The organism is Corallococcus sp. EGB (assembly GCF_019968905.1).
Taxonomy (GTDB): Bacteria; Myxococcota; Myxococcia; order Myxococcales; family Myxococcaceae; genus Corallococcus.
In genome coordinates this window covers 7,959,242-7,974,276 of the sequence record NZ_CP079946.1, presented here as the reverse complement: position 1 = coordinate 7,974,276, position 15,035 = coordinate 7,959,242, and the positions used below count along the sequence as shown (strand labels likewise).

Sequence of the window (15,035 nt, the reverse complement as noted above, 5' to 3'; positions counted from 1 at the left end):
TGTCTACCCGGAGCTGTCTTTCCCTGCTCTCCGGAGGTCCGGGATTCAGGCGCGCTCGACGCGGAGCTTCGCCGGGAGGCCGTTGAGGTTGGCCTCCTCCTCCGAGCCGGTGAGCCCCTGCGGGCCCACGTGGATTTCGGAGGCCAGGGTCTCGCGGGCGATTTCGTCGCGAGCGGCGTCGACGACGCGCTTCACGCGCTCATCGCCGTCCACCCACAGGCGGATGCGGTCGGTGTAGCCCAGGTCCATGTCCTTGCGGGCCCCCTGCACGCGCGCCAGCAGCTCGCGCACCAGGCCTTCGTCCACCAGGGCTTCGGTGAGCTGCGTGTGCATCACCACCACGCCCACGCCTCCGCCCGCGGCGGCGTAGCCCGGCTGGGCCTCCACCAGCGTCTCCAGCTCCTCGGCGGGGAAGACCATGTCCTCGCCGCCCACGTTCAGGGCCACCTTGCCCGTGGTGAGCAGCTCGTGGTGCAGCGCGCGACCGTCGCCCGCGTCGAACGCCTTGCGCACCGGCGCGAGCTTGGGGCCCAGCCGGCTGCCCATGGCGCGCAGGTTGGGACGCACGCGGTAGCGCACCACGTCCGCCTCCGGGCTGCCCGGCTCCACCAGCTTCACGGTGTGCACGTTGAGCTCGTCGGAGATGAGCGCCTGGTACACCGCCACGCGCTCCGTCAGCTCGCGGCGCGACAGGATGACGTCCGCGCGCGCCAGCGGCTGGCGCACCTTGAGCCGGTTGTCCGTGCGGACCTTGAGGCCCAGCGACACCAGCTCGCGCACGGCGCCCATCTCCGCGGCCAGGCCCTCGTCGATGAGGCTTGCGTCCACGTCCGGGAAGCGCGCCAGGTGCACGCTCTCCGGCTGCGCCGCGCCCCACGGCTTGCCCACCAGGTTGCCCCACATGTCATCCGCGAAGAACGGGATGAAGGGCGCGGACAGCGCGGTGATGGTCGTCAGCGCCTCGTAGAGCGTGAAGTACGCGTCCTGCTTGTCCTGCTCGAAGCCCGGCGCCCAGAAGCGCTCGCGGCTGCGGCGCAGGTACCAGTTGGACAGCGCGTCCACCAGCGCCACCATCCGCTGGGCCGCGTCGTACACCTGATACGTGTCCAGCGCCCTGGCCACGTCGCGCAGGGTGAGCTGCACCTCGGAGAGGATCCACCGGTCCAGCACCGGCCGGGCCTTCACCTCGCGCCAGCCCTGGCTCTTGCGGATGGCCAGCCACGGGGCCTCCGTGGAGCCCGCGTTGCCCTTCGCCGGGTTGAAGCCGTCGATGTTCGCGTAGATGGTGAAGAACGAGTAGACGTTGCGCAGCTTGACCTGGAAGTCCTTCTGCAACAGCCGCACGTTCGCCAGCGAGTGGCGCGTGTTGGACCAGGTGGGGCTGGCCGCGTAGAAGAACCACCGGAACGCGTCCGCGCCGGGCGCCTTGGTGGCGGGGTCCTTGAGCACCACGCGCTCCGTGGCAGGCAGCCGGGGCACCTCCACCGGCATCACGTCCACGCCGCGCGCGGAGGCCTTCACGTCCAGCTGCTGCAGCTCCTGCGGCGCGAGCAGCACCACGCGGCGCTTGAGCTTCTTGTGCACCTTCAGCGTCACCGTGACGGGCGCGCCCGGCCGGTCCGGGCGGAAGAGCTGCACCTTCGCGCCCTCCTGCGTGTCCAGGCCCTCCAGGTCCTCGCGCGCGATGAGCGCCACGCCGGGCTCCGCGGGGACGCCGGCCTCCGCGGCGGTGAGCACCGCGAAGTCCATGCGCACCTCGTCCAGGATGATCTCCGGCGGGGTGTAGTTGCCCTTGGACTTGGACTCCTTCTTGCCCTCCTTGTCGGAGACGTGGCCCAGCACGATGCAGCTCTTGTACGGCATGGGCCAGTCCCGCTTCGGCGTCAGGCCGATGCGCTTCTGGGTCTCCTCGTCGAAGAGGAGCGTGCTGACCATGAGCAGCGAGTAGAACCAGCCGCGCGTCTGGTCGATGGCCTCCGAGATGAAGTCCGCGGGGAACGCGCGGTTGAACGTCTCACGGCTGCCTTCCGCGTGCGGGAAGCCCCACTGCGCGAAGGGCATGCAGCCGGAGTCGAACCACACGTCCACCACTTCCGGGACGCGCTGGAACTTCCCGCCGGAGCCGGGCTTCTCATACGTCACCTTGTCGATCCACGGCTTGTGGACCAGCAGGTGCTCCGCGTTGGACTCGTGCGGCTTGCCGGCGAGGAACGCCTTCAGCTCCGCCTCCACGGCGGCCACGTTGTTGCCCGGCTTCTGGCGCAGCTCCGCGATGGAGGCCACGGCCTCCGTCTCCCCCGTCTCCGAGTGGATCCACAGGGGCAGCGGCGTGCCCCAGTAGCGCTCGCGCGACAGGGCCCAGTCCACGTTGTTGGCGAGGAAGTCGCCGAAGCGGCCGTCCTTGATGTTCTCCGGGATCCAGTTGACCTGCTGGTTGTTCGCCTGGGCCTGCTCGATGACGGAGGTGGTGCGGATGTACCAGGCGGGGCGGGCGTACTGGATGAGCGGGTCCTCGTCCGCGCGCCAGCAGAAGGGGTACTCGTGGCGGTACTGCTCCGTGTGGATGAGCAGCCCGCGCTCCTTCAGGTTGCGCTGCAGGTCCTTGTCCGCGTCCTTCACGAAGCGGCCGGCGACGAGCGGCACCTCCTCCGAGAAGGTGCCGTCCGGCTTCACCGCGCAGCGCATGCCGAGCGCGTCCGGATCCTGGAAGCGCGCGGCGTCCTTGCGGTAGGCCCGGTAGTCGTCCTCGCCGAAGGCGGGCGCCGTGTGGACGATGCCCGTGCCGCTGTCCAGCGTGACGAAGTCCGCCGGAATCACGCGCCAGCCCACCGTGTCCTGGCCGCCGTCCTTCAGCGGCAGCGTGGTGTCCGCATCCTTCGCGAAGTACGTGTCGAAGGGGGGCGTGTAGCGCTTGCCCACCAGGTCGCTGCCCTTCTGCGTGGCCAGCACCGGCAGGTCCTTCTTCAGCTTCTTGGCCAGCTCCTCGCGCAGCGCGGCGGCGAGGATGAGCTTGCGGTCGCCCGCGTCCACGGTGACGTAGTCCACGGACGGGTTGACGGCCGCGTACATGTTGGACGGCAGCGTCCAGGGCGTCGTCGTCCAGATGAGCAGCGCCGTGTCCGGCGCGTCGCGCAGCGGGAAGGCCACGTAGACGCTGGGGTCGTCCACCGTCTTGTAGCCCAGGCCCACCTCGGCCGCGGACAGCGCGGTGCCGCCGCGCGGCCACCACCACACGACCTTGTGACCCTGGTACAGCAGGCCCTTCTTGTAGAGCTCGGAGAGCGCCCACCACACGCTCTGCACGAAGCCCCGGTGGTAGGTGACGTAGGCCTCGTTGAGGTCCACCCAGAAGCCGATGCGCTCGGTCAGCTTCTCCCACTCGGAGGTGTAGCGGAACACGGACTCGATGCAGCGCTCCGTGAAGGGCTCCACGCCGTACTTCTCAATCTCCGCCTTGCCGTGGATGCGGAGCTCCTTCTCCACCTCCACCTCCACCGGCAGGCCGTGCGTGTCCCAGCCCGCCTTGCGCGGCACGTAGTGGCCTCGCATGGTCTGGTAGCGGGGGAACAGGTCCTTGATGACGCGCGTGAGGACGTGGCCGTTGTGCGGCAGGCCGTTCGCCGTGGGCGGGCCCTCGTAGAAGACGAAGGGAGGCTTGCCTTCGTTCGCCTGGAGCGACTTTTCGAAGATGCGGCGCTCCTTCCAGAAGGCCAGGATGCGGCGCTCCTCGGCCGGGAAGTCCATCTCCACGGGGACCGCGTTGAACAGGGGCGAAGGCGTTTCAGGCATGGTGGCGTGCTTGATACCACCGGCCCGGGCTTTTGGCAGTGAATCCAGGGCCTTGCGAACCTGCCCGCATGCCGGTGGACAGATTCGCAAAGCCTGGAATTCAATCAACCCATGCGGCGGCCCCGGGGCGTCACCAGTCCGTGGGGCGGTAGTCCTTGAAGAAGTTGCCCCAGACGCACTCGCCGGTGTTCACGGCGGTCATGACCGGGTCCACGACGCGCGCGGCCCCGTCCACGATGTCCAGCGGGGGCTGGAAGTCCAGCTCCTGCGTCTTGCGCTCGGCGAAGCGGGCGGGGTCTTCGTCGGTGACCCAGCCGGTGTCCACCGCGTTCATGAAGATGCGGCCCTTCGCGTAGTCCGGCGCGGAGGTGAGCGTCATCATGTTCAGGGCGGCCTTGGCCATGTTGGTGTGCGGGTGCCGGTCCGTCTTCGTCCAGCGGGAGAAGCTGCCCTCCATGGCGGACACGTTGACGATGTGGCCCGGTTTCGAGCGGTCCTTCAGCATCAGCGGCTTGAGCTTGCCGCACAGGATGAAGGGCGCCACCGCGTTCACCAGGTGCACCTCCAGCATCTCCGCGGTGCGCACCTCGGACAGCTTGAGGCGCCAGGAGTTCGTGGCCCGCAGGTCCACCTGCTGGAGGTCCGCGTCCAGCCTTCCTTCAGGGAAGAGGGCGCGCGTGTCCCCCTCCTGCTCCATGGCGTAGGGCACCAGCGACAGCGCCGCGGATGAGTGGATGCCCAGCGCCGGATCGTTGCTGCGCCAGCTCGCGACGGGCAGCGCCGGGTTGCCCGAGTCCCCCGGGCCCAGCGCGGGACGGAGCGCGGCGATGCAGGCCTCGTGTCCCGCGAGCAGCGGGCGCAGCCGGGGGGCCAGGGTGCCCACGTCGCGCAGCTCGCCGTCCAGGAGGTGCTGGTAGAAGCCCGGCGGCCGGCGCACGGTCTGCGCGGCGTTGTTGATGAGGACGTCCAGCCGCTCGTGCGTCTGTTCGATGTGGCGCGCGAACAGCTCCACGCTGGGCGCGTGCCTCAGGTCCAGGCCGTGCACGTGGAGCCGGTGGGCCCAGTCCGCGAAGTCCGGCTCGCGCGCGTAGCGGTGCACCGCGTCCTGGGGGAAGCGCGTGGTGGCGATGACCGTCGCCCCCGAGCGCAGCAGCATCAGCGACGCCTGGAAGCCAATCTTCACCCGCGCGCCGGTGATGAGCGCCACCTGGCCGGTGAGGTCCGCGCGCTGCGTGCGCCGGGCGTAGTTCAGGTCCCCGCACGGGATGCACATGGCGTCGTAGAAGAAGTGGACCTTGCGGAACTCCTCCTTGCACACGTAGCACTTGCGCGGCACCTCCAGCAGGCGCTCGGGCGCGGCCTCCGGTGGCGGCGCGGGAAGCACGGGCAGGGTGAGCACGGGCGCCTTGCGCAGCACGCGGATCTCCGTGCTGGAGCGCACGGCGCGGTCGTTGGCGCGCAGGACGTCCTTCTTCTCCTTGCGGAGCGCGTTCACCATCCGCGACTTCGTGGCCTTGTCCGGGTGGATGAGCCGGCCCGCGGCGGCCATCAGCGCGTGGTGGTCCTCCTGGGGGAGGTGGTGCAGGAGCACGCGGTGCTCGGCGACCGTGCTCAGGAGCGCCGTGGCGCGGCGCACGTCCTCCACGGAGACGTCGGGCGGCAAGGCCGTGTCGGTGTCGGACGGGGGCGGGAGGTTCTCGGCGGCCGGAGTCTTCACGCCCTGGTGCTTACCCTCCCGGGCGGCGCGGGAAAAGGCGGGGCTCACGCGAAGCCTGGAGGGCGAGCGGGGAGGCTTTCAGCCCAGGCCCAGGCGGGGGAGCGTCACCTCGCGCACGCGGGGGATGCGGAAGCGGTAGAGGAACGCGTCCGCGAAGTAGTGCGCCAGCACCACCCCGTTGGTGGCGATGACGCCCAGCGACCACAGGGGCTGCTGCCTCAGGAAGAAGGCCGTGGCCGCGCCGTGCGTCACGCCATCCACCAGCGTGACGAAGGGGCTGTTGGCCACGCCCACCAGGATGATGGGCGTCATGATGGCCACCATCGCCGCCCACACGCGCGGGCCCCGCAGGCGGGCCGTTGCTTCCGAGGGCGTGGGCTGGAGCATCCGGCCGGTGAGGAAGAAGTACTCCAGGCCGTGGATGCCCGCGCTCAGGACCGCGCCCCACAGCGGCCACACGAGGTACACCGCCACCACCGCCACGTGCGACAGGAGGTACACGCGCCGGGGGCCGCTCTGTCCCGGGGGCCCGCGCAGCGCGAGCACCAGCCTCGCGGCATAGACGCCCCAGGCGGCGAGCAGCACCCAGGTGAGGCCGTGCGGCAGGGAGCCGGCTTCCGCCTGCCCGATGTTGATCATCGGCCGCGAGCCCAGGGCGCTGGTGACGGGCAGGCCCAGCGAGCGGATCATCATCAGCGTCAGCGCGACGGGGACGAACTGGCGCTGGAGCGTGCGCTCGGCTTCGGAGAGGGGCGGGGCGCCCGCGGCGCGGGCCCGGAGGCCGTGCAGCGCCCACAGCCCCTTCACCTGCGACAGCGTGTGGTGCGCGGCGAGGACGTGGATGCCCGCGCCCAAGAGCAGCGCGAGGAGCGGCGCGTGGGCGTCCGCGTACCAGAGCAGCCCGGTGGTGAGCGCGAACACCGCCGACGAGCCGCCCACGAGCAGCCGGAACTGGGAGGGCGTGGTGTGCAGCAATTCGCGCCGGGTGCCCACCAGCAGGAAGGTCAGGATGACGTGGGTGCCGTTGAGGAAGACGTACTGCGACGTCCACCGGCCGAGGAGCTGGGCGAACCCCTGCGAGCCCTCGCCGGTGACGCCCGCGAGCCACACGCAGGCGAGGAGCAGCAGCGCGGGCAAGAGCAGGATGCTCAGGTCCGCCCGGGGCGAGAAGAGCCACAGCCCCTGGAAGCGCAGGGGGGCCGGGGCCTCGGAGGCTTCGAGCGCGGGGGCGGGCAGGGTGGCCATGCGCGCGACAGTATAGACGCGGCCCGGGGCGGGGAGGCGTCAGCGCGCGGGCGCCTGCGCCACCGGGCGGCCGATGGAGATGCGCCCCTGGTTCGGCGGCTTCGGGTGGAAGTCGTCCCGGGGCCCGAACTGGAAGCGCAGCGGGGCGCCCCGCGCGTCCACCTGGAAGTAGATGGCGCCCGGGCCCACGCCGCCGCAGGTGGGCGTCTGGCCGGGCTGGTACGCGTGCGCGTCGTAGTCCTTCGCGCCCGCTCCGCAGCCGTCGTAGCCGCGCACGGCCTTCAGGGGCAGCACGGACGTGCCCTCCGCCGCGTGGTGCTTCAGGTCCGACGCGTCGAGCACCGGCACCGCGTAGACCGCGGGCGTGCCGTCGCTCGCGGGGGACACCTGCTTCGCGGGCCCCATCACCAGCACGACGTGGCCGGTGTCCTTGTGCAGGCCCCTGGCGCTCTTGAGCGCCTGGAGGCGACCGGCGTCACACCAGTCCCCCAGACACCACGCGATGACGTCTCCCGGCCGCGTCCGCCGGAGGTCCGTCACCTGCGTGAAGGCCGCGCCCGGAGCCGGCGATTCGCCCAGGGCGTGGAACCAGGCCTCCCAGACGAAGGCGCGCGGCCAGCTCCGTCGGGTCTCGCGCGGGAACTGCTCCGCCTTGAACTTCATCACCGCCGCGTACTGCGAGGGCAGCGCCTTGCCCATCAGGTAGCTCACCCATCCCGAGCAGTCCGTGTACGCCGTCCAGCCGCCGTCCTGCTTCTGGACGAGCGGCTGGCCGTCCGGCGCCTGCGTGTACGCGTAGCTCGTCTGGGTGAGCCCGTTGTTGATGGCCTGCGCGGTCTCCAGCAGGGGCCTCACCCCCGGAGCAATCTCCGAGGAGGAGGCCGCCTGCGCGGTGACGCTCGCGCAGAGGAGGCAGATGGCGGTGAGGGGCTTCGGGAGGCGGTAGGGCATGACTCCTGGGAGTCGTAGACGGAGGAGCCCTTCAGCACGATGACCTTGCGCGAGGCCGGGGCGTCGAGGACGGCGCGCATGTCGAACTCATGGCATTTGAGCGACGTGGCCGCCACGTCCGCGCTGCCTCGGTACCTGGGCGCATCAAGGCCATTCACCACGCAGCGGGGCGTCACGGCCGGGTCACGACTCCTTGAAGGTCTGGCTCCAGGTGGGCGCCACCTTTTCGATGAGCGCCACCAGCTCCGGAGGGATGTCGCTGGCGCCGGTGAGGGGGCGGATCTCCATCACGTCGTCGTTGCCCATGCCGCCCGGATAGCGGCGGGCCCATTCGATGGCCTCTTCCTTCGACTTCACCTCCAGCACGTAGAAGCCGCCGATGAGCTCCTTGGTCTCCGCGTAGGGGCCATCCTTCACCGTGGACTTGCCGCCCTTGAAGATGACGTGCGCGCCCGGGGAGGGGCTGAGGCCCTCGGAGGCGATGAGCACGCCGGCCTTGTGCATCTCCTCGTTGTACTTCATCTGCGCGATGAAGACGGCCTCGTCGAAGGGCGCTTCCGAGTGCGTGGGCTCGAGGGTGGAGGGGCGGGGGATGAGCATGAAGCGCATGGCGATGACTCCTGGCGTGGGGTGCTCCCACCGCACGACGAATGGCCGCGCGGTGGATCGACACGGATATCCCAGGAATCATTGCGCTTGAAGCACGTCCCCCGGGCTCAGTTCGCCCCGGCCGCCATCGCCACGGCGTCCGCGCCCGCGGGCAGCCGGACCGGGCTCGAGGGGTCGTTCACCGCGCGCCAGATGGCCTCCACCACGTCGAGCGACCGGGTGACCGGTCCCGAGGCGTGCGCCGTCCTCTGCTCGAAGATGCTCCGCACGAAGCCGGCGTACGCCTCGGGGACGGTGACGCCCTGGTCCTGCGTCCGGGCCTGCGCGTTCTGGGCGAAGGGCGTCTCCGGGGAGCGCCCCGGAATCACCAGGCTCACCCTCACGCCGAAGGGCTGGAGCTCCAGCGCGAGCGACTCGGTGAACGCGTTGAGGGCGGCCTTGCTCGCCGTGTAGACGGACAGCAGCGGGAGCGGCCTGAACGTCGTGCCCGACGAGACGTTCACGATGACCCCCGCCTTCTGCTCCCGGAACCGGGGCAGGAACGCCTGCGTCAGGGCCATCGCGCCGAAGGTGTTCGTCTCGAAGGTGTTGCGGACCGTCTCCATCGGCGTGCCTTCGAAGATGCTCATCAGGCCGACCCCCGCGTTGTTGACCAGCACGTCGATGGGGCCGGCGGCCTCCACCAGCGCGCGGATGCTCGCCGGGTCGGTGACGTCGAGCGGGAGCACGCGCAGGTGCTCGGAGCGGGGCAGCACGTCCTCGCGAGGCGTGCGCATCGTGGCGATGACCCTCCATCCGCGCTCGAGGAAGGAGCGGGCGGTGTCGAGGCCGAAGCCGGACGAGCAGCCGGTGATCAAGACGGTCTTCATGGCGGTTCCTGTCAGTGAGAGGGTCGGCGACAGGTATAGGGAGCCGGGTCCGGACCTGCTACAACAGGAAGTCCAGACTTCATTCGAAGGAGTCCGAGCTTGGTGGATCCGCTCGCGGAAGTGGTCTCGTTGCTCCAGCCGGGCGCCCCGTTCTCGAAGCTCGTCAGCGGTGCGGGCCAGTGGCGGGTCAGGCGCGCGGAAGCCGGGCGGCCCTTCTATTGCGCGGTCCTCATGGGGCGAAGCCGCCTCGCCATTGATGGACGCGAGCCGGTGATCCTCGAGAAGGGTGACTTCGTCCTGGTCCCGGCGGCGTTCAACTTCACGACGACGAGCATCGAGCCGCCGAGGGGAAGGCACGAGACGCCGCGCATCGTGTTGCCCGATGGTGAAATCCGCAACGGCGTCCACCACGGCCCGCCGGATGTCCGGATGCTGGTGGGGTACTGCGTCTTCGCCTCCCCGGACGCCAGCCTGCTCGTCTCGCTGCTCCCCCAGTTCGTGCACGTCCGCGGCGAGCCGCGGCTGGCCGCCCTCGTGGAGCTCTTGAGGGAGGAGTCGCGCGAACGGCGGCCCGCGCGCGAGGTCATCCTCGCCCGCCTCATGGAGGTGCTGCTCATTGAAGCGCTCCGCTCCACCGCGGGCCTCGCGGCGTCGCCGGGCCTCTTGCGCGGGCTCTCCGACGAGCGCCTGTCCGTCGCGATCCGCCGGATGCACGAGCGCCCCGCCGGGGCGTGGACGGTCGCGCAGCTGGCGAAGGAGGCCGCGCTGTCCCGCTCGACGTTCTTCGAGCGCTTCAGCCGCGCGGTGGGCGTGGCCCCCATGGAGTACCTGCTCGGCTGGCGCATGGCCCTGGCGAAGGACCTGCTCCTGCGCAAGGACGTCACCGTCGCCGAGGTCGCGGCGAAGGTGGGCTACAGCTCCGCGAGCGCCTTCAGCGTGGCCTTCACCCGCCACGTCGGGTTGCCGCCCACGCATTTCGCGCGGGAGCAGCGGCAGGCCTCCGGCGCCGCGGACCTGGACCCGTCACGGGGAACCACCGGGCAGCCGGGCCCCGAGCCGGCCACCCGCCGGGGCGCCGGACGCGTCCCCTCGGGTCGGACCCCGGTGGTAGAGCTGTCCCGCAATGGATGACCCCACCGACAGGGACCCGGAGCGCCGCCGGGAGCCCCGCAAGCCGAAGCCGCCCCGGAAGGTGTCTCCGCGCTACCTGGAGAACGCGGCGCTGCACTACCTCAAGCGGTACTCGGCCACGGTGAGCCAGCTCAAGCGCGTGCTGATGCGCCGGGTGGACCGGTCCGTGAAGTTCCACGGCGGAGACCGCGCGGAGGCCGTGGGCTGGGTGGACGCGCTGGCGGAGAAGCTCATCCGCAACGGCCTCATCAATGACCGGGCCTACGCGGAGACGCGCGTGCACTCGCTGCGAGCGTCCGGCCGCAGCGCGCGCGTCATCACCCAGAAGCTGCGCATGAAGGGCGTGGCGCCGGAGCTGGTGCAGGAGAAGCTGGCCGAGGCCACCCAGGACGTCCCCGAGGACGCCGCCGCCCGCATCTGGGCGCGCAAGAAGCGGCTGGGCCCCTACCGGCGCGACCCGAGCACGCGCGAGGAGAACCGCAAGAGGGACCTGGCGGCGCTCGCTCGCGCGGGCTTCTCCTTCGCCATCGCGAAGCGCGTCATCGACGGGACGGCGGACGAGCTGCCGTCCCGCGACTGAAGGCTGGGTGCCTCAGTACATCTTCAGGTCGTACTTCGGAGTGGGCGTGTAGTCGTACCCCGCGGGCTGGTTTCGCCGGTCGGTGATCTTCACCGCGTAGACGCCATTGGCCACGACGTTCGCCGTCGCGCGGTAGATGAGGCACGAGGAGATGGGCTGCGAGCAGATGGTGGTCGACGTGCTGCCCAGGAGCGCGCCCAGCGTGCGGGTGGCGTAGTTGTACGCGTAGATGTCGATGCGCATCGTGGGGCCGTTGCGCAGGTTGTAGGTCTCCACCGTCATCACCTGGTTCACCGGCGTGGCCACCAGCACCCAGTCCACTTCGTTCTGACGGTGGAACGAGTGGTTGAGCTGAGGGGTGCCCAGGTATGAGGACGCGGTGGTGTGCGTGTTGTCGCTCTCGTACGAGTCCGGAGGCGCCAGCAGGCAGTTGGCGGGCGGACCGAAGCCATCATTGACGCAGACGCCGCCCTGGCAGAGACAGCCGGACAAGCAGTCCGACCCCGTCGAACAGGCGCGCTGGGGCGGCTGGTCGCAGTAGTCCTGCGGAGGCGGCGGGCCGAACCCGTCCGGCACGCAGAATCCACTCAGGCACTCACAAGATGGCCGGCATCCCAGGTTGTTCGCACAGGCCAGGCCCGTCAGCGGCGCCTCCTGCGTCTCCAGGGCCGTGGGCGCGGGCGCCAGCTGCTGCTCCTCCACGGGGCCGCAGGCCACCGCGAACAGCGACAGCGCCGCCACGCCCCAAAGAAGGTTCCTCATGACTTGTCCTCCAGGCGGGAAACCCATCAAGGACGCGGGATTGCAATGCTTGAAGGGAAGTCCTCTTTTGCCTGGAGTGAAGTCTGCCTTTCGCGGATGGCTCTGACAATCCCTATCAGGTTTATCAAGCGGTGAGATTCGGGATGTCGGAAACCCCTTAGTGCCGAGGGGTCTTCCGAGGCGCGCGGGGCGTCTGGCCATGCATTGAGGGGTGCGGATGGGTGATGGCATTGCTACTTTCCGCCAGCAAGCCTCCCCCTCGTCCCCCGCGAGCCCCCTCACATGTCCCTTCCGTCGTGGACCATCGATCCGGCCCATTCGGCCGTGCTCTTCATTGCCCGTCACATGGTCGTCGCGCGCGTGCACGGCCGTTTCGAACGCGTGTCCGGCACCCTGCGCGTGGATCCCCAGTCCCCCACGCAGGGCGAGGTGGACGTGCAGGTGGAGGCCGCGAGCATCTACACGGGCCTGCCGGAGCGGGACGCGCACCTGCGCTCGCCGGAGTTCCTGGACGTGGAGGCGGCCCCGCACCTCACCTTTCGCGCCAGCCAGTCCCACGCCGTGGGGACCAACGCCTTCCAGCTCCAGGGCGAGCTGACGCTGCGCCGGGTGACGCGCCCGCTGCTGCTGGAGGTGCGCCACCTGGCCACCTCGAAGGACCCCTCGGGCCAGCCGCGGCTGCTCTACACGGCGCGCACGTCGCTGAATCGCTCCGAATTCGGCATCAAGTGGAACCGGGCGCTCGACAACGGCGGCTGGCTCATTGGTGAGAAGGTGGAGGTGGAGCTGGACATCCAGGCCTCGCCCTCGAAGGCCTGACGTCCCTGCCGCGTTGAAGACACCGCGGCCCGGCGCCGTTCCCCCGTGTGGTGGGGAGCGGGCACCGGGCCGCGAGGCCCTGACGTGCTGACGGTGCCTACTGCTGGAGCTGCGTGACGGTCAGCGCCGGGTCGGCGGCGATCTCCGCCTCCGTGTAGCGCCGGTCCACCCACTGCTTCTGGGAGAACATGGCCGTCTGGTCCGCGTACCAGGGCGAGGCCGGGTTCGAGGACTGCGAGTAGGTGAGCACGGACTTCGCCACGGGCCCTGCGTCCGTGAAGGACACGGCCATGACGAAGCTGGAGCCCAGGATGGGCTCATACGTGCCGTCCGGCAGGAGCTGGTTGGCGATCTGGTTGAAGCAGCCCTCGTCGTGGCTGCAGCCATGCACCGGGTAGAAGATGCCGTTCTTGCGCTTGCCCTGCACGGAGCCCGTGGCCGCGTCCAGGGCGATGCCGCGCGTGCGCAGCGTGCGGATGGCGGTGCCCAGCGCCTGGGCCACCTGCGGGTTGAGGGTGTTGAGCGTGCGCGGCGTGTTGACGGGGTCATTCGCGTTGAAGGGCACCAGGTACGGGCCGCCCGTGATGGCCACCGCGTTGAAGATGAACACGCGCCAGAGCAGCTCGCCCCGGCTGTCCAGGTCGCCCTTCAGGTCCCACGCGGCCAGCACGGGGCAGGCGGGGCGCAGGTCCTCGACGGTGAGGTCCGGCATCAGCACGAAGGGCGTGCGGCGGCACAGCGCCACCGCGGCGTCGCGCAAGAGCTCGCCGGAGTAGACGCGGTTGTTGAACGTCACCGTCTGCAGCTGCTCCAGCGTGAAGCCCTGGCCCTCCAGGCCGTCCGTGCCGGCGATGCGGCCCTGCACCATCTTCAGGCCCAGGCGGGTGCGCAGGCTGCGCACGTTCTTCTCTCCGCCCAGGATGCGCGGGAAGCCGGTGAGCGGCTGGGCGGGGTTGGGCAGCCAGTAGCTGTCGTTGGAGTTGGTGACGTAGTCCGCGCGGGTGAGGTGCGGCAGGCTGCCCGGGCCGAAGATGCCCGGCTCCACCGCGTCCGCGTCGCTGCCCAGCGCGCAGTCCGAGCGCGAGCCGTCCAGCACCGGCAGCCCCGCGGACTGGAGCACCAGCAGCGGGATGGGGGACAGCACGCAGCGCGCGAGCTTCGCGTCGGTGACGTGCGGCACCACGCTCATGTCCGCGTAGTACGCGCGGCCCTGCGCGTCCGCGGCGATGGTGTTCACCCACGGGATGCCCTGCCAGGTGTTCTGCGCCGTGCGCAGCTGGTCCACGTTCGCCGCGCGGTCCATGGCGAAGAAGGCGTCCAGCAGGCGCAGGTTGGACGCGTTGGCGTCATGGAACGCGTAGGCGGTGAGGCCGTTCCACGTCATCAGGCCGGACGGGTACTCGATGATGGGGCCCAGGTGCGAGCGGTAGAAGGTGTGCTGGCGCGGCGTGAGCGAGCCGTCCGCCTCCTTCGCCTGCACCGTGACGGTGCGGGTCGTCATGTCGCGAAGCTGGCCGTCGTACAGGTACTTCGTGGGGAAGCCCGGGACGAGCTTCAGCTCGAACGGGGTGAAGCGGTACGCGGTGGAGACGGTGTGGCTCCAGGCCAGCGTCTCGTTGTGGCCAATCAGGATGGCGGGCACGCCCAGGAGGCTCACGCCGGAGACGTTCAGCTTGCCCGGCACCGTGAGGTGGGCCTCGTAGAAGCGCTCCGAGCCCTCCCAGGGGAAGTGCGGGTTGGCCAGCAGCATGCCCCTGCCGTTGCGCGTGGCCTGGGCGCCCAGGCCGAAGGCGTTGCTGCCCAGGCCCAGCGTCTCGGAGCTGGGGAAGACCTTGCGGTCCAGCGACGCGGGCACGGGCAGCGGCAGGGGCAGCGTGCCGTCCGGCAGCAGCGACGGGGGCTTCGCGTCCACCAGCGCGTCCAGGAAGTAGAGCGAGCTGGCGAAGAGGCTCAGCTGGTAGTAGCGCCGGTACAGGTCGCGCTCGGTGATGGGGCGCACCCAGGCGGCGCCGCGGCAGCGCGGGTCCGTCAGCCCGTTCACGCCGACTTCATCCAGGTACCGGTTGAGGCCCGCCGCGTAGCCGCGCACCAGCTCGCGCGCGTCCTGGGAGGGGCCCAGGGGCGGCGGCTTCGCCAGCAGCGCGTCCACCGTGCCTTCGTCGATGATGGACTGGTAGAAGAAGTCGCTCTTCAGGTTGTTGTACTGGCTGCCCAGGGCGGCCAGGTACGTGGCGTCCGGCCCGAAGTAGCGCGAGCGCTCGGCGTTCACCGTCACCAGCGCGTCCATCAGCTCGCAGAAGTTGTCCTGCGCGAACGCGTAGCCGTAGCCATAGCCCACGCCGGCGAAGTCATCCGCCAGCACGTGGGGAATGCCGTGCGCCGTCCTGCGCACGGTGGCGGAGAGGCGGCCCTCGCCCTGCTTCACCGACGCGGTGGCGCCTTCCGGCGCCGGGGGCGTGGCGGTGCGCGGCTCGCAGGCGGTGGCCAGCAGCAGCGCCGTCAGCGGCAGCAGCCGTCCGCCGCCGGTCCTTCCGTTACGTCCATCCATTCGGGGAATTCCTTT

At 70.4% G+C, this 15,035-nt stretch carries 11 protein-coding genes; 3 read left to right on the top strand and 8 right to left on the bottom strand.

Translation table 11 applies throughout. The annotated features are described in order from the left end of the window. Positions 1-45: 45 nt before the first annotated feature. The 6 genes from ileS to KYK13_RS32325 form a co-directional block, all read right to left on the bottom strand. On the bottom strand, positions 46-3,789 hold the full coding sequence (gene ileS, locus KYK13_RS32350) for an isoleucine--tRNA ligase (RefSeq protein WP_223637662.1): 3,744 nt from the start codon (positions 3,787-3,789) through the stop codon (positions 46-48). A gap of 130 nt (positions 3,790-3,919) precedes the next feature. Continuing rightward, positions 3,920-5,506 carry an SDR family NAD(P)-dependent oxidoreductase gene (locus tag KYK13_RS32345; protein ID WP_223637660.1) on the bottom strand — a complete coding sequence of 529 codons (1,587 nt, stop codon included), beginning with the start codon at positions 5,504-5,506 and terminating at the stop codon, positions 3,920-3,922. 78 nt (positions 5,507-5,584) lie between these two features. Then, positions 5,585-6,751 (bottom strand): hypothetical protein, encoded by a 1,167-nt coding sequence (locus KYK13_RS32340; protein WP_223637658.1) that lies wholly within the window; start codon positions 6,749-6,751, stop codon positions 5,585-5,587. 39 nt (positions 6,752-6,790) lie between these two features. Beyond that, positions 6,791-7,702, bottom strand: coding sequence for a hypothetical protein (locus KYK13_RS32335; RefSeq protein ID WP_223637656.1), 912 nt, complete (start codon positions 7,700-7,702; stop codon positions 6,791-6,793). 183 nt (positions 7,703-7,885) lie between these two features. Continuing rightward, a complete protein-coding gene (locus tag KYK13_RS32330; RefSeq protein WP_223637655.1) occupies positions 7,886-8,311 on the bottom strand; it encodes a YciI family protein in 426 nt (141 codons plus the stop codon). Between the two features lie 107 nt (positions 8,312-8,418). Next, complete coding sequence (locus tag KYK13_RS32325) at positions 8,419-9,180, bottom strand: SDR family oxidoreductase (protein ID WP_223637652.1); 762 nt, start codon at positions 9,178-9,180, stop codon at positions 8,419-8,421. A gap of 102 nt (positions 9,181-9,282) precedes the next feature. On the opposite strand from KYK13_RS32325, the gene KYK13_RS32320 reads away from it, so the two are divergent. Continuing rightward, on the top strand, positions 9,283-10,311 hold the full coding sequence (locus KYK13_RS32320) for an AraC family transcriptional regulator (protein ID WP_223646869.1): 1,029 nt from the start codon (positions 9,283-9,285) through the stop codon (positions 10,309-10,311). Next, complete coding sequence (locus KYK13_RS32315; RefSeq protein ID WP_223637650.1) at positions 10,304-10,891, top strand: regulatory protein RecX; 588 nt, start codon at positions 10,304-10,306, stop codon at positions 10,889-10,891. The genes KYK13_RS32320 and KYK13_RS32315 overlap by 8 nt, the downstream gene beginning before the upstream one ends. 12 nt (positions 10,892-10,903) lie before the next feature. Here the strand turns inward: KYK13_RS32315 and KYK13_RS32310 are convergent, their stop codons facing one another. Then, entirely contained in the window at positions 10,904-11,653 is a 750-nt protein-coding gene (locus KYK13_RS32310) for a hypothetical protein (RefSeq protein ID WP_223637648.1), read from the bottom strand. A gap of 282 nt (positions 11,654-11,935) precedes the next feature. On the opposite strand from KYK13_RS32310, the gene KYK13_RS32305 reads away from it, so the two are divergent. After that, positions 11,936-12,472, top strand: coding sequence for a YceI family protein (locus KYK13_RS32305; protein ID WP_223637645.1), 537 nt, complete (start codon positions 11,936-11,938; stop codon positions 12,470-12,472). A gap of 97 nt (positions 12,473-12,569) precedes the next feature. Here the strand turns inward: KYK13_RS32305 and KYK13_RS32300 are convergent, their stop codons facing one another. Next, positions 12,570-15,020 carry an acylase gene (locus KYK13_RS32300; RefSeq protein WP_223637642.1) on the bottom strand — a complete coding sequence of 817 codons (2,451 nt, stop codon included), beginning with the start codon at positions 15,018-15,020 and terminating at the stop codon, positions 12,570-12,572. Positions 15,021-15,035: the final 15 nt, after the last annotated feature.

Bases quoted from the DNA above. Each gene is read 5' to 3' on its own strand.
- KYK13_RS32325 (WP_223637652.1), bottom strand. From the start codon at position 9,180: ATGAAGACCGTCTTGATCACCGGCTGCTCGTCCGGCTTCGGCCTCGAC.
- KYK13_RS32340 (WP_223637658.1), bottom strand. From the start codon at position 6,751: ATGGCCACCCTGCCCGCCCCCGCGCTCGAAGCCTCCGAGGCCCCGGCC.
- ileS (WP_223637662.1), bottom strand. From the start codon at position 3,789: ATGCCTGAAACGCCTTCGCCCCTGTTCAACGCGGTCCCCGTGGAGATG.
- KYK13_RS32310 (WP_223637648.1), bottom strand. From the start codon at position 11,653: ATGAGGAACCTTCTTTGGGGCGTGGCGGCGCTGTCGCTGTTCGCGGTG.
- KYK13_RS32330 (WP_223637655.1), bottom strand. From the start codon at position 8,311: ATGCGCTTCATGCTCATCCCCCGCCCCTCCACCCTCGAGCCCACGCAC.
- KYK13_RS32300 (WP_223637642.1), bottom strand. From the start codon at position 15,020: ATGGATGGACGTAACGGAAGGACCGGCGGCGGACGGCTGCTGCCGCTG.
- KYK13_RS32335 (WP_223637656.1), bottom strand. From the start codon at position 7,702: ATGCCCTACCGCCTCCCGAAGCCCCTCACCGCCATCTGCCTCCTCTGC.
- KYK13_RS32315 (WP_223637650.1), top strand. From the start codon at position 10,304: ATGGATGACCCCACCGACAGGGACCCGGAGCGCCGCCGGGAGCCCCGC.
- KYK13_RS32305 (WP_223637645.1), top strand. From the start codon at position 11,936: ATGTCCCTTCCGTCGTGGACCATCGATCCGGCCCATTCGGCCGTGCTC.